We start from the raw sequence: 19,922 nt of genomic DNA, 5'->3' as shown, positions 1-19,922 counted from the left end.
GCCGCACTCGGCGCCTTGGTAGAGACCGGCGACCAGGACGCGGTCGTCGTCGCGGGCGGCCTGCTCCGGGACCTCGCCGGCGCTGGTGTCAACATCGACGCGGCCCTACCCGGGCTGACGGGCGCTGCCCGGGGCGCCGACGAGCGACGGCTGACCTGGGCATGGGAGGCTCTCCACCCGCTCGCAGAACGGGCATCTCCCGAGCAGTTCGAGCGGACCGTCGCGCCGTTGCTCGAGACGCGGTCGGCCGAGCACTGGGCATCCGTCGCCAAGGCCGCAGCTCGTCGCGGGCTGGCCCTTGGCCCCGGCCTGCGCGGACTCGTCGCGCTCGCCGGGTCCGGAGCCGCGGTAGATCGAGCCGCCGCGCGCTCCGCGCTGGTCGCGGCGGCCGAGGGCGGGCAGGACCTGGGACCGGTGCTGGAAGATCTGCGCAAGCTCGCCGACGGGGCACGGGTCGATCCGGAGCTGGCGGACGTACTCATCCGTGCCGAGGTAGGTCAGGGGCAGTGGGACAGGCTCGACGACCTGCTCGCGCACCGGTCACCCGAGGTCCGCAAGGCTGCGTCCCGCGTCGGACGGGAGCTCGCGGCCGACGCTCTGGCGACGGCCCGGGCCGAGGGCGACGCGCGGGCTGTGCGCTCGCTCCTCGAGCTCCAGCGCCGGCTGCGCACCTGAGCGGGAGCCGCAGGGAATCCGCGAACGACCCCCTTGATCGCCTCAGGTACCGCTCTGCTACGTTGGACGAGCAGCGGGGGGAGGACGTCGATGACGGCATTTCCCGGATCCCCGAGGACCCTGCGGGGTGCGCTGGTCTCGGTGGATCCTGACACCTCCGCGCCCACGGTCGTCGCCTTCCAGTACAACCCGCACACGCTCACCCGCTCGTTCGAGGTGCAGGGCGCCACCGGCGGCCCGGAGGCCGGGCAGCTGACCGGGCCACCGCGCGAGACGATCCGGCTGGAGCTGATCCTCGACGCCGCGGACGCGCTGGAGGAGGGCAAGGGCCAGGACGGCGTCGCCCCGTCGCTCGCCGCTCTGCAGGGGATCGTCACACCGCGGTCGTCGGACGTCCTGACCAACCTCGCGCTGGCGGCGTCGGGGAGCCTGGAGATCCTGCCGCCGCCCGGACCGGTGACGTTGTTCGTCTGGGGCGGCAAGCGGGTGCTGCCGGTCGCCGTGGCGGAGCTCGCGATCAGCGAGGAGGCGCACGACGCGTCGCTGAACCCGACGCTCGCCCGGGTCACCATCGCGCTGCGGGTGCTGAGCTACGCCGACCTCCCCGCGGGTCATCCGGCGCACGCGCTGACGTTGGCCAACCAGGTCGGGGCGGAGACCCGGGCGGCAGGCGCGGTGTCCAGCTCTCTCGACGGTGTGCTGGGCAGCGGTGCCCGGCTGCTCTGACGGCCATGTTCGACGTCGACAGCCGGTACGCGACGCTCCCGGTCCTGTCGAGGACGACGGCGACCGGCCGTCAGATCGCGTACGTCGAGCGCCGCTTCCTGCCCAGGCCGGAGGACCTGCGTCCGGTCGCCCGGGTGCCGGTCGCGGAGGGGGACCGGCTGGACCAGCTGGCGACGCGGGTGCTGGGTGACCCGCTGGCCTACTGGCGCGTGTGCGACGCGAACGGGGCGTTGCGCCCCGACGACCTGCTCGTCCCCGGCTCGATGCTGCTGGTCACGGACCCCACATGATCAGCGGCGCCCGGCTGGGCATCTGGGTCGGTCCCGTGGTGCCGCAGCCGCTGGCGCCCCACCTGCTCGGCTGCGTGCAGCAGGTCTCGGTGGTGACGCAGGACGGTGCCCGCAGCGGCTTCCAGATCACCCTGGTCGCCGGCCGGGACGCCGAGACCGGCCGGGACGACGTCCCCGGGCTGCTGGACCAGACGTTCAGGATCGGCAACCGCGTGCAGCTGACCGCGACGCTGAACGGCGCACCGCACGTCCTCATGGACGGCATCATCACGACGCACACGCTGGCCCCGGGCGCCGACGCCAACAGCGGCAGGCTCACCGTGACCGGCGAGGACCTCACCGTGCTGCTGGACCTGGTGGAGGTCAGTCTTCCCTTCCCGGGCATGTCGGACGCGCTCATCGCCGGGCTGTGCCTGGCTCCCCTGATCGGGTTCGGCGCGGTCCCGGTGGTCGTCCCGGAGCCGGCGCTGATCATGCCGCTGCCCACCGAGAAGATCCCGCACCACAACGGCACCTTCCTTGGGATCCTCAACGACCTGGCTCAGCGGTGGGGGTACACGTGCTACCTGACCCCCGGGCCGCAGCGCGGGATGAGCACGGTGTACTGGGGTCCGCCGATCCGGGCCGGGATCCCGCAGCGCGCGCTCACCTGGCGGATGGGTTCGGCCGGGAACCTGGGGAGCATCAGCTTCCAGCACGACGGGACGAAGCCGAAGATGGTGTACGGGCTGGTGCAGGAGTCGCGCACCAACGCCCCGGTCCCCGTCGTGGGTCTGCCGTTCACCGGGCAGCCGATGGCCACGGTGCCCTCGTGGGTGGGCAACGTGCCGTTCGTCGGGGTGAAGCGGATGGAGGACGACGAGTCCGGCGACGTGCTGGCGGCGCTGTGGCGGGCGACCGGCGAGGTGTTCCGCTCGGCCAAGGGGTCCGTGACCGCGTCCGGGGAGGTCGACGTGGCGTCGTACGGGTCGGTGCTCACAGCCCGTGGCCTGGTCGACGTGCGCGGGGTCGGGCTGACCATGGACGGCACCTGGTACGTCCAGTCCGTCACCAGCACCCTGACGCCCGGCAGCTGGAAGCAGTCCTTCACCCTGGAGCGTGAAGGCACCGTCGCGCTCTCGAGGAAGGTGGCTCTGGTGTGAAGAAGCACTTCGGCAAGTACCGGGGCCTGGTGACCAACAACATCGACCCCAACCGTATGGGCCGTCTGCAGGTCGCCTGCCCGACCGTCCTCGAGGCGAACCCTCTGGCGTGGGCCATGCCGTGCGTGCCGTTCGCCGGCTTGGGTGAGGGCTTCTACATGATGCCGATGCCCGGCAGCAACGTGTGGGTGGAGTTCGAGGCCGGGGACCCGGGGCGACCCATCTGGAGCGGCTGCTTCTGGACCACGAACCAGATCCCCACCGAGGCGCTGCTGCCCACGGTCCGCACCATCAGCACCCTGGCGGCACGCCTGACGCTGGACGACACCCCGGGCATCGGTGGGGTCACGATCACCGTCGGACCGCCCGCGGTCGCCGTCCCGTGCACGATCAGCTGCGGGATCGACGGCATCGAGATCACGGTGGGGAAGGCCAAGATCATGCTCGACGTGGTCATGGTCAACGTCAACGACGGCGCGCTGCAGGTGATCTAGGTGTTCCCCGCCCTGACCGCCGCCAGCGTCGTGACCTGCCCGCACGCCGGGCAGGTCACGCACATGCCGTCGCAGAGCCGGGTGCTGATCGCTGGTTCTCCGGCCCTGGTCCAGGCCGACCAGGGCTCCGTGGTGGGTTGCGCGTTCACCATCCCGCCGACCAAGCCGTCGCCGTGCACCACCGTCCGCTGGACGGTGGGTGCGGTCCGCGTCATGGTCGGTGGCGTTCCGCTGCTGCTGGCCACGTCCGTCGGGCTGGCCAACAGCCCCGAGCAGGCACCGCAGGGCCCGCCGATCGTGTCCACCACCCAGCCGCGCGTCCAGGGCACGTGATGGCGATCGACTTCCCGTACCGCATCGACCCGACCGGCCGCACAGCGACGCCGGCCGACGCCCCCGCGCACGCCCGTGCGCTGGTCGAGCAGGTGCTGATGACCGCGCCGGGCGAACGCGTCATGCGTCCCCGGTTCGGCACCGGCATCCACCAGCTCGTGTTCGCTCCCGCCGGTGACCAGGCTGCCGCCGCCGCGCAGGCGCTCGTCACCGGCGCGCTCCAGGAGTCGCTCGCGGCATGGATCGAGGTGCAGGAGGTCACGGTCGTCGCGTTCGACGGCGGGCTGGAGGTGACCGTCTCCTACCGGTTGCGCTCGACCGGCGCCGACGACGCCGCGACCGTACGGCTGGAACGCTGATGCCGACGTCGTACCTGTGCGCCGCGCCCGCCAGGCTGCAGCGGTTGCGGGCTCTCGTCGCCGCCGGCGACCCGGCGGCCGTCAACGCGATCGACCACCTGGTCGTCGTCGACGGTCCCGGGGTCCCCGCCTCCCTGCGCCAGCGGGTGCTGCTGCTGGCCCTGCTCAGCGGGAACGACGTGGCCGGACTGACCGCGTCGGCCGTCCGCGTCACCGGCGGTGTCCGCGTGCTCGACCCGGCGGTGCGCTGGGCTGCCCAGCTGAGCACGCTGGACGTGGACGTGGTCGACGACGACCTCGGACCTGCGCAGCGGGCCTACCTCGCGGCGCTGCAGACGGAGCATGCGGCGGACCCGGACCCGGACGCCTGGCTGGCCGTCATGCTCGAGCAGTACGGGGACTTCTCGACGTACCGCCTGTCGCTGCAGGAGGGGACGCAGCCGCCTGCCGGGTTCGACCCCGTGCTGTCGGAGATCGACTTCTCGTTCAAGGTCGAGTGCCCGTCCCCGTTCGACTGCGCCCCCGCCGACGAGCTGGGCGGCCCGCCTGTCGACGAGCCCGACCTGGACTACCTGAGCCGCGACTTCCCCAGCTTCAGGCGCCTCATGCTCGACCGGCTCGCCCTGCTGGATCCCGCGGCCGGGGACGGCGAGCCTGCCGAGCTGCGCACCACCCTCGTCGAGGTCCTGGCCTACGCCGCCGACCAGGCAGCCTGGTTCGGGGACGCCGTCGCCACCGAGGCCTACCTCGGCACCGCACGGACCCGGCCGGCGGTCCGTCGGCACGCCCGGCTGCTGGACTACCCGGTCCACGAGGGCTGCAACACGCGGGCCTTCGTCCAGCTGCGGCTCGCCGCCGGCAGGTCGGCCACCGGGACGCAGCTGCGCCCGGGCGCCCTGCTGCTGACGCGTCTGCCCGACCAGGGCGCCACGGTGCGGCTCGCCGACCTGCCCGACGCGCTCACGTCCGCACCGCAGGGCTTCCACGTCCTCGAAGCGCCGAGCACGTTCAGCGACGCCCACCAGGAGATCGCTATCCACACCTGGGGAGAGAACAGCTGCCGCCTCCCCGCGGGCGCGACCGACCTCTGGGTCGTGGACGACGGCCGCCTGATGCTCGCGCCAGGGGACCTCGTGGCGCTGACCCAGACCCGGTCCCCGGTGACGCTCCTGCCGCAGGACGCAGACCCGGAGCTGCGGCACGTCGTGCGCCTGACGGACGTCGGGCCCCCGGTCACCGACCCGCTGCTCGCCGGCGGGACCGCTCGGAACCTGCGCTGGGACGACGACGACGCGTTGCCCTTCGACCTCGACGTCCGGGTCGAGACGTCCCCGGTCGCCGCGGTCGACGGCAACCTGGTCCTCGTCGACCACGGGCTGTGGGTCCGCGGGGAGCCGCTGGAGATCACCGCCTGGGGCTCCGGGCTGCGGGCCGCGCTGAGCCGTACCGATCTCGTCTGGGCGTGCGGGCCGCCGCCCGACGGGACCTCCGCGACGCGCAGCGTCCAGCAGACGCCGGCGGAGGCCTTCCCGGTGGTGACGCTCCAGGGGGAGGGGGAGGTGTGGACCCCGGTCCAGCGGGACCTGCTCGGCGCGACGTCGTCCGCCCGGTCCTTCGTGGTGGAGCCCGAGGAGGACCGCCGGACAGGGATCCGCTTCGGGGACGACGTCCTGGGTCGTCGCCCGCGCGACCTGCTCGGGTTCGACGCGGACTACCGCGTGGGCCGACCGGCGGCCGGTCGGGTCGGTGCCGGCGCCATCGCGCACCTGGTCGCCGACCCGGGCACCGTCGGCGCAGCACTCAGCGCGGCGGTCGTCGCGGTGGGCAACCCTCTGCCTGCGGTCGGCGGGGTGGAGCCCGAGAGTCTCGGCGACGTCCGCCGGTTCGCACCGGTGGCCTTCGCGGTGCAGCAGCGGGCGGTCACCGAGGCCGACTGGGTCGAGGTGGCCCAGCGCCATCCCGGCGTGCAGCGTGCCGTCGCCGTCCGCCGGTGGACCGGCAGCTGGCACACCGTCTACGTGACGGTGGACCCGGTCGCCGGCACGGAGTTCGACGACCTGCGGACGGAGCTGGCCGGCTGGCTCGAGCGGTTCCGGCTGGCCGGCTACGACCTGGACGTCGTGGCGCCCACCTACGTGCCGCTCGACATCGTGCTCGCCGTCCGGCTGACCCCCACGGCGTTCGGTGAGGACGTCCAGCGTGACCTCGCCCGGGAGTTCTCCACCGGGGTGCTGCCGGACGGTCGCCTGGGGTTCTTCCACCCCGACCGGTTCTCGTTCGGCGACAGCGTGTGGCTCAGCCAGGTCGTCGACCGGGCGGTCGCGGTGCCCGGTGTCGCGTCCGTCGACACGGTGGCCTCCGACGTGGGAGTCCGGCCGACCAGCCGGTTCACGCGCTGGGGCGCGGTGCAGGGCGCCGAGTTCGACGAGGGCCGGATCGCCGTCTCCGCGCTCGAGATCGCCCGGTGCGACAGCGACCCGTCCGTGCCGGACCGCGGCCGGATCGCCTTCGACGTGCGAGGTGGGCGGTGACCGGCGCGGGTGGCGCGCCGACGGCCCGCGGCCGCGCGAACCCGCCCGGCCGGACCGACCTCACGTACCGCGTCGGCACGTGGTCGACGTTCCGGGCCCGGATGGTCCGGTCGCTGCCCGCCGTCACGGTGCCACCGGACGGACCGCCGGACGCGGTGCGCCCCCTCGCGGCGCTCACCACCCGCGCCACCGACGACCCCACCATCGCGTTGATCGACGCCTTCGCCTGCGTGTGCGACGTGCTGACGTTCTACGGCGAGCGCATCCTCAACGAGGGGTACCTGCCCACGGCCGCACAGCCGCGGTCCGTCACCGAGCTCGCGACCGGGATCGGCTACCGCCCGGCACCTGGCGTGGCGGCGTCCACCCGTCTGGCCTTCACCGTCGACGCCCACCACGACGCCGACGTGGTCGTGCGTGCCGGGCACCCCGTGCAGAGCGTCCCGGGTGCTGTCGGGGAGGTCCCGGTGACCTTCGAGACCTCCGAGGAGCTGGTGGCCCGGGCGGAGTGGAACCAGCTGCACCCGCAGCGGACCCGGGCGCACGCGGTGACCGCCGGCACGACCGAGCTGGTGCTGGCCGGGGTGGCCACCCGCCTGAGCCGCGGGTCCCCGGTGGTCGTCGTCGGCGCCGAACGCCGCGACGTGGTGACCGGCACGCTCGACGTGCCGGAGCGGTGGGACCTGCGCCGGGTCACCGACGTCCGCCCCGACGCCCTCGCCGGCGTCACCGTGGTGACCCTCAACCGGGGACTCGGGGACGGCAGGACGCCGCCCGCGGAGCAGGCCGTCGAGGTCATGACGTTCGACGAGCGCGGCAGCCTGTTCGGGTGGAACGCGCCGGACGTGCGGATGATGTCGGCGGACGTCCGGGGCAACGCCGAGCTGGTCCGCAACCGCAGCCAGTGGCAGATGTTCGCCCTCGACGAGGACACCACCCGGACCGCGCTGGGCGCCCATGTGCTCGACCTCGACCGTGAGTACCCCGCGGTGGTCGCGGGAGGCTGGCTGTGCCTGGAGGGCCCGACGGAGGCCGAGCTCTACCGGGTGACCGCGACCCGGCCGGCGTCGCGCACGGAGTTCTCGCTGACCGGGCGGGTCAGCCGGGTGTACCTGGACACCCCCGAGCGCCTGGACGAGTTCCGCCGTCGCAGCACCACCGTGCTCCTCGGCAGCCGTCCGCTGCCGGTCGCCGAGGAGGAGGATCCGACCTCGATCTCGGGCGCGATCGTGCACCTGCCCCTGCCACCGGGCACCCCGCTCCCGATCGGGCGGGCGGTCCTGGTCGAAGGGATCGCGCCCGGCACCGGCGAGACCGTCGTGGTCTCGACGTCGGTGGCCGACTACGACGGCACCGCGCCGACCGCGGTGCTGACCCTGGCCGACGAGCTGCCGGAGCTGGTCCGTTCGAGCGTCACGATCCACGGGAACGTGGCCGTCGCCACGCACGGCGCCACGGTCGCGGACGAGGTGCTCGGCAGCGCCGACGCGGCTGTGGCGGGGCAACGGCATCGGCTGAGGCGTGCGCCGCTCACCTGGGTCGCGCGTCCACCGAACGGGGCGGAGCCGGAGCTGGAGGTCCGGGTCAACGGCCTGCTCTGGCAACGGGTGGCGTCCCTGTTCACCGCCGGTCCGGCCGACCGGGTGTACACGCTGACGGCCGACCCGGACGGCATGATGGTGGTGGAGTTCGGCGACGGCGTCCACGGCGCCCGCCCACCGTCCGGTACCGAGAACGTCCGGGCGACCTCCCGCACGGGGCTGGGGCTCGTGGGCGCGGTGCTTGCGGGACGCCTCACCCTGCTGCAGAGCCGGCCGCCGGGTCTGGTCGGCGTGACCAACCCGGCGGGCGCGCTGGGCGCCGCCGAGCCCGACTCGCCCGACGACGTCCGGCGGCTGGCGCCCCGCACGGTGCTGACCATGGACCGGCTGGTCTCGGTGCAGGACTACGAGGACTTCACGGCCTCCTTCCCCGGGATCGGGAAGGCACGCGCCGTCCCGCTCTGGGACGGGCGCCGCGGGTTCGTGCACCTGACGGTCGGCACCGCCGACGGACGCTCCCCGGCACCCGGCGACCCGACGGTCGCCGCGTTGGAGGCCGCGATCGTGCTCCGCGCCGACCCTGCCCACCACGTCACGGTCAGCCCGCACGCCGAGGTCCGCTTCGAGGTCGAGCTCGGCGTGCTGGTCGACCCTGCGCACGAGGTCGCGACCGTGCTCGACGCCGTCCGGTCCGCGCTCGTCGGCGCCTTCTCCTTCGCCGGCCGGCAGTTCTCCCAGCCGGTCGCCACCTCGGAGGTCGTCGCGGTCTGCCACACGGTGCCCGGTGTGCGCGCCGTCGACCTCGACGTGCTGCGCGGAGCAGACGGGCGGGTCCCTCAGGGCGGGGTCCTGGTCGCGGCGCCGCCCCGGTGGGACGGCACCGCGCCGACGCGTGCGGAGCTGCTCGTGCTCGGTCCGGAGCTGATCGACTGCCGGCTGCATGCCCTGGAGGACACGTGAGCGTCCCGTCCGAACGGCTCTACGCGCTGCTGCCCGCGTTCCTGCGCGTGCGGGACGACGCGTCCGGCGGCGCGTTGCGCGCGCTCATGACCGTCCTGGAGCAGGAGCTGGTGCGGATCGAGACCGACCTGGAGACCACCTACGACAACTGGTTCGTCGAGACCTGCGAGGAGTGGCTGGTCCCGTACCTCGGCGCGACGCTGGGAGTGCAGGGGGTGCGCAGCCTCACCGGTGTCGACGACGCCGGGTCCCGCGACTTCACGCTGCGCGGGTACGTGGCGAACACGCTCGCCCGACGTCGTCGCAAGGGGACGGCAGCAGCGACCGAGGCGCTCGCCCGAGACGTGACGGGGTACCCGTGCCGAGCGGTCGAGATGTTCGCCCGCACGTCGGTGACCGCCCAGGTGAACCACCTGCGCGGTGCGGACGTCCTGCCGGCGCCGTACGGGACCGCGGACCTGCGCGACCCGGCGAGGTGCGAGCGGATCGGTGGTCCGTTCGAGCAGGTGGCCCGCACGGCGGACGTGCGTCCCATGTCCGACGGGTTGGCCCGGCCGAACCTGCCCAACGTGGCGCTGCACCTGTGGCGGACGCAGGCGGTGGAGCACACGGGTACCCAGGCCCGCCCGCTCGGGGGCGTGCCTGGGTGGTTCCAGGTCGACGCTCTCGGTGCTCCGGTGCCGCTGTTCAACCTCCCGGTCCCGGAGCAGGACCCCACGGTGCTCGCCGGACCGGAGCACGTCCCCCACCCGCTCACGCGGCTCGAGCTGGACCGCCTGCGCTCGGCCACCGACCCGCTGGTGGAGGCGCGGGTGAGCGTCGGCGGCGACGTGCGGACGCTCGTGACGGCTGTGTGCTCGCTCGTGGACGACGCGGGAGCGCTGTCCGCACGACGCCCCCCGGCCGGCACCGCCGCGGTGGACCCCGTGGTCGGTGCTGTGGTCCTCGCCGACGAGGACCTGCAGGCGCCCCCGGGCACCGAGGTCGAGGTGCTCGTCGACCACGCGACGGGCTCGCCCGGGCGGCTGGGTGCGGGACCCTACGACCGGACGACCTCCTGGCTCACCCAGCGGGACGACGGCGTCGTGACGTGGCAGGCCGGTGTCGGCCGCGACGAGGTCCCGGTCGGGGCCGAGACGGTGGTCGGCGACCTGGACGAGGCGGTGCTCGCGTGGAACGCCGCGGTCGCGGGCGTCCCCGCGGCCGACCGCAGCGGCATGACGGGGCTCGTGGTCCTGCTCGACAGTCGCAGCTACGCGGCGCCGGCGGTTGCCGTCGACCTCCCGGACGGTGCCCGGCTGCATGTCGTCGCCGGCCTGTGGCCCGTGCGCGACGAGGACGGCGTCCCCGCGCGTGCCGTGGGCGACCTCGTGCCGGCGGGTGTCCGACCCCACGTGATCGGGGACCTCCTGGTGCACGGGACCGTCCAGGACGGCGCCCCACGCCCCGGCGGCCTGCTGCTGAACGGCCTGCTCGTCGAGGGCGCCGTGCGGGTGGTCGAGGGTGACCTGGAGCGGCTGGACCTGGCCTCGTGCACCGTGACCGACGGCGTCGCCGTGGCTGTCGCGGGTGACGACCGGAACGAGCGGCTGGAGATCGTCGTCGATCGCAGCATCGTGGGTCCGGCTGTGGCGGCAGGTGCCGTGACCTCGCTGCGCGCGACGAACAGCGTCGTCCGCACCGATGTCGAGGACCCCGACCTAGCCGACGACCCGGCCACCCGCGCCGTGGACCTGCCGGGTACGGCGGTCGTGCTCGACGGCTGCACCGTCGTCGGCGGCATCCGGGCCCGGACGCTCTGGGCGAGCGAGTGTGTGCTCGACGAGGGCGCCCGCAGGCCTGCCAGGGCGCTGGAGATCGCGGTCCGGCAGGAGGGATGCCTGCGGTTCAGCTACGTCGCACCGCAGGCGGCAGGCCCGCGACGGCACCGGTGCGAGCCCGACGAGTCCCTCGTGGGCCTCACCGACCCGGCCACACGTGCCGACGTCGTCGCCCGGGTCCGACCGGTCTACGACGGGACCTCGATCGGTCACCCTGGCTTCTTCCTCCTCTCACCCGGGTGCCCGTCACGGTTGCGCACGGCAGCCGCGGACGGCTCCGAGCCGGGAGTGTGGCACCACCTCGGCCACGCGCTGCGGATGTCGAACCTGACGGCCGCCCTCCAGCAGTACCTGCGCTTCGGCCTGGAGGCCGGAGCCGTCTTCGACCGGTGAGGAACAGATCCATGGACGGCGACATCACCCGATCGACGTTCGACGCGGTGAGCGGCTTCACGGCGGTCCGCCAGCAGCAGGGGCGCGTCCAGCTCGACGCCGACTGGAACGAGCAGGTCGACATCGCGCTCCACGACCTGCGCGAGGCGCGCGTCGACGTGATCGGGCGCGGCGGTGCCCCCCTCGCCGACCCCGGGTTCGAGGTCGTGGCGGTCCCGCCTGCCGCCCCCGGCGCGGCGCCGGGCCTGAGTGTGGGCGCGGGCCGGTACTACGTCGACGGGCTGCGTGTCGACGCCACCGACCCGGTGCTGGTGAGCGGGCTGCCCGAGGACGTCGGTGCGACGGTGACGGTCCTGCTCGACGCCTGGGAGCACACCGTCACGGCGGTCGAGGTGCCACGGCTGCGCGAGGTCGCCCTGGGCGGCCCCGACACCACGGTGCGGACCCGGCTCACGCACGCGGTCCGGGCGCTGCGCGTGACGGCGCCCGCGAACCCGGACTGCGACTCCGTGCTGCCGGAGTGGGACGCGCTGGTCGCGGGAAGCACAGGGACGCTCGAGGTGCAGCTGGATGCGGCGTCGGCGGACCCGTCCCTGTGCCTGGTGCCCGAGAGCGCCGGGTACCGCGGCCTCGAGAACCGGACGTACCGCCTGGAGGTGCACACCCCGACCGTCGACCCGGTGACCGGTGCCCTCACCGGGGCGACGCCGACCGTGCTGTGGAGCCGGGACAACGCCAGCACCCTCGCGTCGCTGATCGGCGTCCCCGACCGTCTGGACCTGCAGGTGGACCGGCTCGGGCCGGGTGGCGCGGACGGGTTCGGCCGGGGCGACCTGGTCACGGTGACGACGGACGCGATCGACCGGGCCGGGACGCCGGGGCTGCTGGCGCTGGTCGACGACGTCCTCGGTGGGACGACGCTGCGGCTGCGGTCGGCGGACGACGCGACACCGGCGGGCGCCGCGGCGCTCGCGGCCGAGCTGGCTGCCGTCGTCGCGACCGGCGGGCACCCCAAGGTCCGCCGCTGGGACGGCACCGCACCGGTGCCGTTGGGGACGGCCGACTGGACCGACCTGGACGCCGGGCTGCAGGTGCGGCTCGGCACGGTGGGTCGCCTGCGCACCGGCGACCACTGGGTGGTCCCGGCGCGCACCGCGATCCTGCCGGGCACGGGGGACTGGCACCTGGAGTGGCCGCAGCCGGTCGGTGGCGTCCCGGTCCCGGTACTCCCGTCCGGTCCGGTGCACCACTACGTCAAGCTGGGGATCGCCGTGCTCGAGGCGGGCGGGTGGAGGGTGGTGTCCGACTGCCGCGACCTGTTCGGGCCCCTCGTCGACGACGTCCAGTTCACCGCCCGGTCCGGCGACGGTCAGGAGACACGGTCGGACGGCTGGCTCCCTGCGCCGCTCGTCGTCGGCGTGAGCCGGGGACTGACGTCTGCTCCCGATCGCACCGTGACGCTGACGGTCACCTCCGGTGGCGGCGCCCTGTCCCTCAGCGCGCCCGACCCCACCGGGGTCGTACCCGGCGACCAGGTGGCCACCGCGGTGACGACCACGACCGGCGTCGACGGCCTGGTGAACGCCTGGTGGCGCCTCGGGCCGGCGCCCGCCGTCCCGCCGCCCGGAGACCGGTTCGACCCTGCGGCGGCTCAGCAGGTCACCGCGGTCCTGGTGTCGTCGGGCGGGACGTCCGTGCACCAGCCGGTCACGTTCACGGCGACCGCACGCGACGAGCTCGTGCTGGTGGACGCCGGTGGCGACGGACAGCTGGGCCGCCCTGGGGAGACGCTCGGGCTGGCGCTGCGGGCGAGGGTGACCGCCGGCAGCCATCCGGCGGCCGGGCAGCGCGTCGCGTTCGAGGTCGAGGGGCGCATGCTGGACGGGTCGGCGCTGGACGAGCTGGGCGGCGGCTCGCTGCACGCCACCGTCCAGGTCGAGGAGCTGACACCGTGGCCCGGCGGCACGCGCACCGTCCGCGCTGTCGTCCGGACCGACGCGGTCGGCGTGGCGCAGGTCCAGTGGATCCTGGGCACCGAGCGGAAGCTCGACACGCAGCGCGTCTCTGCAACGCTGCTGGACGAGCCGTCAGCCGAGGCGCAGCGCATCGTCTTCGGCGCACACCTCGCCCTCGCGTCAGGCGTCGACTGGACCCCGTGCGCCGCGTTCGGGAACGTCGACGACCAGACGGTGCAGGGCGGCCTGGATCTCCTGTGCCGAGTGGTCGGTGGCCGCGGCACCGTCGCGGGCGCCGTCATGGTGGGGCGACGGCGGCAGATCGAGCTGCGGCCGGAGAACACCGTCCCGCTCGGCGTGTGGGCGGGACAGCTGACGCTCCGCGCCCCGTACGTGCTGACGTCCGACCCTCCGGCGGCTGCCGTGCAGGCGGCCGTGGTCGTGTCCGCCGATCTGCCCGACGCAGAGCTCGCCGGTGCCTTCCGCTCTGTCGTCCTGCCGGGAACCGTCGAGCTGCGGCGTCGTGAGAACGGGTTCGACCTGGTGTGGGACAGCGCGGCGGCCGCCGGGCTGCTCCGAGACCCGGTCGGCGCCGGCCGCGTCGTGCTCCGGCTCGCCGTCCTGCCGTCGCTGCTCGACCGCGACGCGCCACAGCTGGCGTTCCATGCGGCGGTGGGTCTGGCTCCCTGACTGCCCGAGCTCGAGATCGGGCCGAGCAGGCGTCCGGGCCGCCAGACCCTCGCCTGGCGACCCGAAGAGGTCTTCCTGTGACAGCACCCGGATCGGATCTCGGACGCCCGCCTCGTTGACTCCGGCCTCACGCTGCACGGCCGGCCGAGACTTCACCTGTCTGTTCCTACGACTCCTCGTCCACTCGGAACCGTTCTGCGTTCGAGAACCGTCAGATGTCCGTTCGGAGCTCGTCGATGCCGGGCGAACCCGTACAAACCGTCGAGACCGTCACGGCCTGCCGAGACCGACCGAGTCAGGATCGTTGCGTCCGATGTGCCGAAAGTTCAGTTGCTCACTCTGCTCGTCTCACTCCCGTCATCGGACCGGACGTACCAGCCGACCCTCATCTGCTTGCTCACCGAGGTCCAGTTTGCTGATGCCCTTCGATCCTCCCGCCACGGTGGCCACGGGTCAACGCATGACCGGAGGATCGCTCGGATCAGCAAGGTGTGGGCGGGGCAGGTGGCCAGGTCGGTTCACCGTGCCCGAGACCGCGCGGCAGGGCTCGTCGCTGAGGAGCGAGCGGAGGGCGAGCCCTCCTCGCCGAAGACGAGCACGACTCGCGCGCCGAAAGGACGCTAGGGTCCGCAGATTGGCAGCGTGACCTCGCACGCTCTCGGAGCGGACGACGGGAATCGAACCCGCGTAGCCAGTTTGGAAGACTGGGGCTCTACCATTGAGCTACGTCCGCGCGTGCCGGGCGCAGACCCGGCGGCGCAGCAAGGCTACCGGTTCTGCGGGGTGTGTCGTCCCCACCGCCGCTTTGGCGGCCGGTCGCGCTCGTGACGTACCATCGAGGGTCGCGCGTACGCCGTCGGGTGCTCGCACGTCGCCTCCCCGGGACTCGTCCTGGTGGGGTCACGACGTCGCCCGGGCCGCAGCGTGCGCAGCGCCTCCCAGCGCGTGCAGAGCGAAGCGAGCCATCTCGTCGGATCCTCCGGCGCCCGGCCATGACCAAGTGGAGACCATCGAAGTGAAGAGCGCCGTCGAGACCCTGGACCCGACCAAGGTCAAGCTGTCCGTCGAGGTGACGTACGACGAGCTCAAGCCGAGCATCGATCACGCCTACCAGCACATCGCCGAGCAGGTGACGGTGCCCGGGTTCCGCAAGGGCAAGGTGCCGCCGCGCATCATCGACCAGCGCGTCGGTCGCCCCGCGGTCATCGAGCACGCGGTCAACGAGGGCCTGTCGTCCTTCTACGCCGAGGCCGTGCGCGAGAACAAGCTGCGTCCCATGGGCCAGCCCGAGGTCGAGGTCACGAAGGTCCCCGGCCTCGTGCCCGCCGAGGCCGGCGACGAGGGCGAGCTGCACTTCACCGCCGAGGTCGAGGTGCGCCCCGAGATCACGCTGCCCGCGCTCGACTCCCTGAGCCTCACCGTCGACGACGTCGAGGTCTCGGACGAGGACGTCGACGCGCGTCTCGACGCGCTCCGCGAGCGGTTCGGCTCGCTGGTCGGCGTCGACCGTCCCGCCGAGGCGGGCGACTTCGTCGTCATCGACCTCGCCGCCACCATCGGTGACGAGCAGGTCGACCAGGTCTCGGGCACGAGCTACCAGATCGGCTCGGGCAACATGCTCGAGGGCCTCGACGAGGCGCTCACCGGGCTGTCGTCGGGCGAGACCACCACGTTCGAGACCGTCCTCGTCGGCGGCGACCGCAAGGGCGAGACGGCCAACGTCACCGTCACGGCCACGGCCGTCAAGGAGCGCCAGCTGCCCGACGCGGACGACGAGTTCGCGCAGCTCGCGAGCGAGTTCGACACGATCGACGAGCTCAAGGCCGACCTGCGGGTCCAGGCGGGGCGCATCAAGGCCTCCAACCAGGCCGTCCAGGCGCGCGACCTGCTGGTCGAGAAGCTCACGACCGAGACCGAGATCCCGGTGCCGAGCGGTGTCGTCGAGGCCGAGGTGCACCGCCACCTCGAGTCCGAGGGTCGCCTGGAGGACGACGAGCACCGTGCCGAGGTGACGGAGCAGGCGCAGACCGCGCTGCGCAACCAGATCCTGCTCGACACGCTCGCCGAGCAGCTCGACATCAAGGTCAGCCAGAGCGAGCTGCTCGACTACCTCGTCAGCGCGTCGCGCCAGTACGGCATGGACCCCAACACGTTCATCACGACGCTGGACCAGCAGGGTCAGATCCCGGCCATGGTCGCCGAGGTCGCCCGTTCCAAGGCGCTGGCCGTGTCGCTGCGCTCCGTCTCCGTCGTCGACGGCTCGGGCAAGGCTGTCGACCTGTCCGAGTTCATCGGCACGGAGGAGGAGGACGCCGAGGTCGAGCAGGCCGAGGCGTCCGCCCCGACCGACGCGGCGACCGACTTCTCCGCCGTCGCGTTCGGCGAGGACAGCGCGGACGAGAAGGCCTGAGCGGCCCGCACCACCAGGACCGCACGACGCGCCACCCGGCGTCGTCGCTGACGGCCCCGCCGCCCTTCCCGGGTGCGGCGGGGCCGTCGTCGTCCGCGGCCGCGGCCGTCCGGGCGCAGCCGCTGCGCCGTCAGCGAAACGGCGCGTCGGCGGGACGTGAGCGGGCGCGGCCGGGCGTTAGGGTCGCTGCAACGCGCGACCGGCCGCAGCTCCCGACACGGGGGGCCGGCCACCGCGCAGGCAGCACGCAGCCAGACGAGGGAGCCTTCGTGAACGAGCAGGTGCCGTCCCTGGCCCGGTCAGATACTCCGGGCCTCGGCCTCAACGATTCCATCTACAACCGACTGCTCCGCGAGCGGATCATCTGGCTCGGGTCGGAGGTCCGGGACGAGAACGCCAACGCCATCTGCGCGCAGATGATGCTGCTGGCGGCAGAGGACCCCGACAAGGACATCTGGCTCTACATCAACTCGCCCGGCGGGTCGATCACGGCCGGCATGGCGATCTACGACACCATGCAGTACATCAAGCCCGACGTCGCGACGATCGCGATGGGCATGGCGGCGTCGATGGGGCAGTTCCTGCTCTCCTCGGGCACCAAGGGCAAGCGGTACGCCACGCCCCACGCCCGCGTGATGATGCACCAGCCGTCCGGCGGCATCGGTGGCACCGCGACGGACGTCCGCATCAACGCCCAGCTCATCCTGCACATGAAGAAGGTGCTCGCCGAGCTGATCGCCGAGCAGACGGGCAAGAGCGTCGAGCAGATCAACGCCGACTCGGACCGTGACCGCTGGTTCACCGCGCCGGAGGCCCTGGAGTACGGGTTCATCGACCACGTCGTCTCCAGCTCCCACTCCGTCGCCGGTGGCGGCGGGACGCAGTCCTGACGGCCACCGCGAACGCATCAGCGAGGAGAACCTTCGTGAGCATGGAGTCCCAGTTCATCGCCCGAGCCGGCCACCTGGCCGGCGGCACGGCGCCCGCCTCACCCATGGGCCGGTACGTGCTCCCGCAGTTCGAGGAGCGCACCGCCTACGGCTTCAAGCGTCAGGACCCGTACACCAAGCTGTTCGAGGACCGCATCATCTTCCTCGGCGTGCAGGTCGACGACGCGTCCGCGGACGACGTCATGGCGCAGCTGCTCGTGCTGGAGTCCACGGACCCCGACCGCGACATCACGCTGTACATCAACTCGCCCGGCGGCTCGTTCACCGCGCTGACGGCGATCTACGACACGATGCAGTACATCAAGCCGCACATCCAGACCGTCTGCCTCGGGCAGGCGGCCTCGGCCGCGGCCATCCTGCTGGCCGCCGGCTCGCCCGGCAAGCGCCTCGCACTGCCCAACGCCCGCGTGCTGATCCACCAGCCCGCGATGGAGGGTGGCGGCTACGCGCAGGCGTCGGACATCGAGATCCAGGCCAACGAGCTCATCCGCATCCGCGAGTGGCTCGAGCAGGCGCTCGCGCAGCACACCGGCCGGCCGATCGAGCAGGTCCGTGCGGACATCGAGCGCGACAAGATCCTCACCGCGGCCCAGGCCAAGGACTACGGGATCGTCGACCAGGTCCTCGAGAGCCGCAAGGGCGTTCACCCCACGGTGGTCCAGCCCGCCTGACGTCGTGACCCCCGGTCCGGCCCGCCGTGGCCGGGCCGGGGCGGCACGGCCTCGTCAGGTTGGGCCATCCGTGCGAACCGGGACGCATCGGACGGCGCGTCGCGCCCGACACGCCGCGACCCACCCGCCGGGTTCGGCTGACAGGGGGCCGTGCGTGGTGTGCAATGGGGGAACGTGACTCACGGACCGTGAGGTCACGACGACGGCGCACCGCCGGTACGGCGGAGGGCGACACGAGGGAAGGGGACGCACATGGCGCGTATCGGGGACGGTGCGGACCTTCTCAAGTGCTCGTTCTGCGGCAAGTCCCAGAAGCAGGTCAAGAAGCTCATCGCAGGCCCAGGGGTGTACATCTGCGACGAGTGCATCGACCTGTGCAACGAGATCATCGAGGAGGAGCTCGCCGAGGCCACCGAGGTCGGCATGGTGGAGCTGCCGAAGCCGAAGGAGATCTTCGAGTTCCTCGAGCAGTACATCGTCGGCCAGGAGCCCGCCAAGCGCTCCCTCGCGGTCGCGGTCTACAACCACTACAAGCGCATCCAGGCCGGTGAGGGCGCCCGGGCGACCACCGGTGAGGAGCCGGTGGAGATCGCCAAGTCGAACATCCTGCTGATCGGCCCCACGGGCTGCGGCAAGACGTACCTCGCGCAGACGCTCGCCAAGATGCTCAACGTCCCCTTCGCGATCGCGGACGCCACGGCCCTCACCGAGGCGGGCTACGTCGGCGAGGACGTGGAGAACATCCTCCTCAAGCTCATCCAGGCTGCCGACTACGACGTCAAGAAGGCCGAAGCGGGCATCATCTACATCGACGAGATCGACAAGATCGCGCGCAAGAGCGAGAACCCGTCGATCACGCGGGACGTGTCCGGCGAGGGCGTCCAGCAGGCGCTGCTGAAGATCCTCGAGGGCACGACGGCGTCGGTGCCGCCGCAGGGCGGGCGCAAGCACCCGCACCAGGAGTTCATCCAGATCGACACGACGAACGTCCTGTTCATCGTCGCGGGCGCGTTCGCGGGGCTGGACGAGATCATCACGTCCCGCGCCGGGCGCCGCGGCATCGGGTTCGGTTCCCCGATCCACTCGGCCGACGACGTGGACGTGTACGGCGAGGTCATGCCGGAGGACCTGCTGAAGTTCGGCCTGATCCCCGAGTTCATCGGCCGTGTCCCGATCATCACGACCGTGTCCCCGCTGGACCGGGTGGCGCTGGTGCGGATCCTCACGGAGCCGCGCAACGCGCTCGTGAAGCAGTACCAGCGGATGTTCCAGATCGACGGCGTCGACCTGGAGTTCGAGGACGACGCCATCGAGGCCGTCGCGGAGCAGGCGCTGCTGCGCGGCACCGGTGCGCGCGGCCTGCGGGCGATCCTCGAGGAGGTGCTCCAGCAGGTGATGTTCGAGGTCCCGTCGCGTGACGACGTCGCACGCGTCGTCATCACGAAGGACGTCGTCCTCGACAACGTCAACCCGACGCTGGTCCCTCGCGACACCTCGCGCGACAAGCGCGCTCCCCGCGAGAAGAGCGCGTGAACGCACCCGGGCGCGTCGTGCCGGCCGAGCTGGCACGCCTGCGCGGCAGCATCGACAACATCGACGCCGCGCTGATCCACATCCTCGCCGAGCGGTTCAAGGCCACGCAGCGCGTCGGCGTGCTCAAGGCCGAGCTGGGTCTGCCCGCGTCGGACCCGGGCCGCGAGGCGCAGCAGGTCGCCCGGCTGCGCGAGCTCGCCCACGAGGCGGACCTCGACCCGGTCTTCGCCGAGAAGTTCCTCGAGTTCATCGTCGGCGAGGTGATCCGCCACCACGAGGCGATCGCGCACGACCACGCGCAGCGCGCCTGACGGACGCTCGTCCGGCTCCACCTCACCCTGTGCGGGAGTTGGCGCGGGGTGTACCGGTGACCCAAGGTAGAGGGGTCAGCCCCGGTCAGGCACCGGCTGTGGCGTCGCCGGGGACGTGCACGCAGGAGGAGAAGACCC

At 72.8% G+C, this 19,922-nt stretch carries 16 protein-coding genes and 1 tRNA gene; 16 read left to right on the top strand and 1 reads right to left on the bottom strand.

Annotated elements, in window-relative coordinates; translation table 11 throughout:
* The first annotated feature begins 15 nt into the window (after positions 1–15).
* The 11 genes from IR158_RS03165 (at position 16) to IR158_RS03115 (ending at position 13,909) form a co-directional block, all read left to right on the top strand.
* Positions 16–675 (top strand): hypothetical protein, encoded by a 660-nt coding sequence (locus tag IR158_RS03165; RefSeq protein ID WP_291809388.1) that lies wholly within the window; start codon positions 16–18, stop codon positions 673–675.
* Between the two features lie 141 nt (positions 676–816).
* Positions 817–1,401 (top strand): hypothetical protein, encoded by a 585-nt coding sequence (locus IR158_RS03160; RefSeq protein ID WP_291809385.1) that lies wholly within the window; start codon positions 817–819, stop codon positions 1,399–1,401.
* Positions 1,402–1,406: 5 nt separating this feature from the next.
* Positions 1,407–1,691 (top strand): hypothetical protein, encoded by a 285-nt coding sequence (locus tag IR158_RS03155; RefSeq protein ID WP_291809382.1) that lies wholly within the window; start codon positions 1,407–1,409, stop codon positions 1,689–1,691.
* A complete protein-coding gene (locus IR158_RS03150) occupies positions 1,688–2,833 on the top strand; it encodes a hypothetical protein (protein ID WP_291809380.1) in 1,146 nt (381 codons plus the stop codon). The genes IR158_RS03155 and IR158_RS03150 overlap by 4 nt, the downstream gene beginning before the upstream one ends.
* Positions 2,830–3,327, top strand: a complete 498-nt coding sequence (locus tag IR158_RS03145) for a phage baseplate assembly protein V (RefSeq protein ID WP_291809378.1) — start codon at positions 2,830–2,832, stop codon at positions 3,325–3,327. The genes IR158_RS03150 and IR158_RS03145 overlap by 4 nt, the downstream gene beginning before the upstream one ends.
* The gene (locus IR158_RS03140; RefSeq protein WP_291809377.1) at positions 3,328–3,660 is read left to right on the top strand and encodes a hypothetical protein; all 333 of its coding nucleotides are present in this window, start codon (positions 3,328–3,330) and stop codon (positions 3,658–3,660) included.
* Positions 3,660–4,019: a GPW/gp25 family protein gene (locus IR158_RS03135; RefSeq protein ID WP_291809375.1), complete on the top strand. Its 360-nt coding sequence runs from the start codon at positions 3,660–3,662 to the stop codon at positions 4,017–4,019. Before IR158_RS03140 ends, IR158_RS03135 begins: the two co-directional genes overlap by 1 nt.
* Positions 4,019–6,550, top strand: a complete 2,532-nt coding sequence (locus tag IR158_RS03130) for a hypothetical protein (RefSeq protein ID WP_291809372.1) — start codon at positions 4,019–4,021, stop codon at positions 6,548–6,550. Before IR158_RS03135 ends, IR158_RS03130 begins: the two co-directional genes overlap by 1 nt.
* Entirely contained in the window at positions 6,547–9,051 is a 2,505-nt protein-coding gene (locus tag IR158_RS03125) for a putative baseplate assembly protein (RefSeq protein ID WP_291809370.1), read from the top strand. The genes IR158_RS03130 and IR158_RS03125 overlap by 4 nt, the downstream gene beginning before the upstream one ends.
* A complete protein-coding gene (locus IR158_RS03120) occupies positions 9,048–11,264 on the top strand; it encodes a phage tail protein (RefSeq protein WP_291809367.1) in 2,217 nt (738 codons plus the stop codon). Before IR158_RS03125 ends, IR158_RS03120 begins: the two co-directional genes overlap by 4 nt.
* 11 nt (positions 11,265–11,275) lie before the next feature.
* Positions 11,276–13,909: a DUF6519 domain-containing protein gene (locus IR158_RS03115; RefSeq protein ID WP_291809364.1), complete on the top strand. Its 2,634-nt coding sequence runs from the start codon at positions 11,276–11,278 to the stop codon at positions 13,907–13,909.
* Between the two features lie 662 nt (positions 13,910–14,571).
* Here IR158_RS03115 and IR158_RS03110 read toward each other — a convergent pair.
* A tRNA-Gly gene (locus IR158_RS03110) sits at positions 14,572–14,642 on the bottom strand.
* Between the two features lie 282 nt (positions 14,643–14,924).
* Between IR158_RS03110 and tig the strand changes: the two genes are divergently transcribed.
* The 5 genes from tig to IR158_RS03085 all read left to right on the top strand — a co-directional run bounded on the left by tig (position 14,925) and on the right by IR158_RS03085 (position 19,784).
* Positions 14,925–16,319: a trigger factor gene (gene tig, locus IR158_RS03105; protein WP_291809549.1), complete on the top strand. Its 1,395-nt coding sequence runs from the start codon at positions 14,925–14,927 to the stop codon at positions 16,317–16,319.
* 269 nt (positions 16,320–16,588) lie between these two features.
* On the top strand, positions 16,589–17,209 hold the full coding sequence (locus tag IR158_RS03100) for an ATP-dependent Clp protease proteolytic subunit (protein WP_291809361.1): 621 nt from the start codon (positions 16,589–16,591) through the stop codon (positions 17,207–17,209).
* A gap of 35 nt (positions 17,210–17,244) precedes the next feature.
* Positions 17,245–17,940 carry an ATP-dependent Clp protease proteolytic subunit gene (locus IR158_RS03095; protein WP_291809359.1) on the top strand — a complete coding sequence of 232 codons (696 nt, stop codon included), beginning with the start codon at positions 17,245–17,247 and terminating at the stop codon, positions 17,938–17,940.
* A gap of 252 nt (positions 17,941–18,192) precedes the next feature.
* Positions 18,193–19,473 carry an ATP-dependent Clp protease ATP-binding subunit ClpX gene (gene clpX / locus IR158_RS03090; RefSeq protein ID WP_291809357.1) on the top strand — a complete coding sequence of 427 codons (1,281 nt, stop codon included), beginning with the start codon at positions 18,193–18,195 and terminating at the stop codon, positions 19,471–19,473.
* The gene (locus IR158_RS03085; protein WP_291809356.1) at positions 19,470–19,784 is read left to right on the top strand and encodes a chorismate mutase; all 315 of its coding nucleotides are present in this window, start codon (positions 19,470–19,472) and stop codon (positions 19,782–19,784) included. Before clpX ends, IR158_RS03085 begins: the two co-directional genes overlap by 4 nt.
* Positions 19,785–19,922 lie beyond the last annotated feature (138 nt).

The sequence above is a fragment of the Cellulomonas sp. genome, from assembly GCF_015234515.1.
GTDB lineage: Bacteria > Actinomycetota > Actinomycetes > Actinomycetales > Cellulomonadaceae > Cellulomonas.
The sequence above is the reverse complement of the archived record's forward strand: the minus strand, read 5'-3'. Positions and strand labels throughout refer to the sequence as shown.

Excerpts from the sequence above, each read along its gene's own strand:
- clpX (WP_291809357.1), top strand. The coding sequence starts at position 18,193 with ATGGCGCGTATCGGGGACGGTGCGGACCTTCTCAAGTGCTCGTTCTGC.
- IR158_RS03135 (WP_291809375.1), top strand. The coding sequence starts at position 3,660 with ATGGCGATCGACTTCCCGTACCGCATCGACCCGACCGGCCGCACAGCG.
- IR158_RS03150 (WP_291809380.1), top strand. The coding sequence starts at position 1,688 with ATGATCAGCGGCGCCCGGCTGGGCATCTGGGTCGGTCCCGTGGTGCCG.
- IR158_RS03130 (WP_291809372.1), top strand. The coding sequence starts at position 4,019 with ATGCCGACGTCGTACCTGTGCGCCGCGCCCGCCAGGCTGCAGCGGTTG.
- IR158_RS03115 (WP_291809364.1), top strand. The coding sequence starts at position 11,276 with ATGGACGGCGACATCACCCGATCGACGTTCGACGCGGTGAGCGGCTTC.
- IR158_RS03155 (WP_291809382.1), top strand. The coding sequence starts at position 1,407 with ATGTTCGACGTCGACAGCCGGTACGCGACGCTCCCGGTCCTGTCGAGG.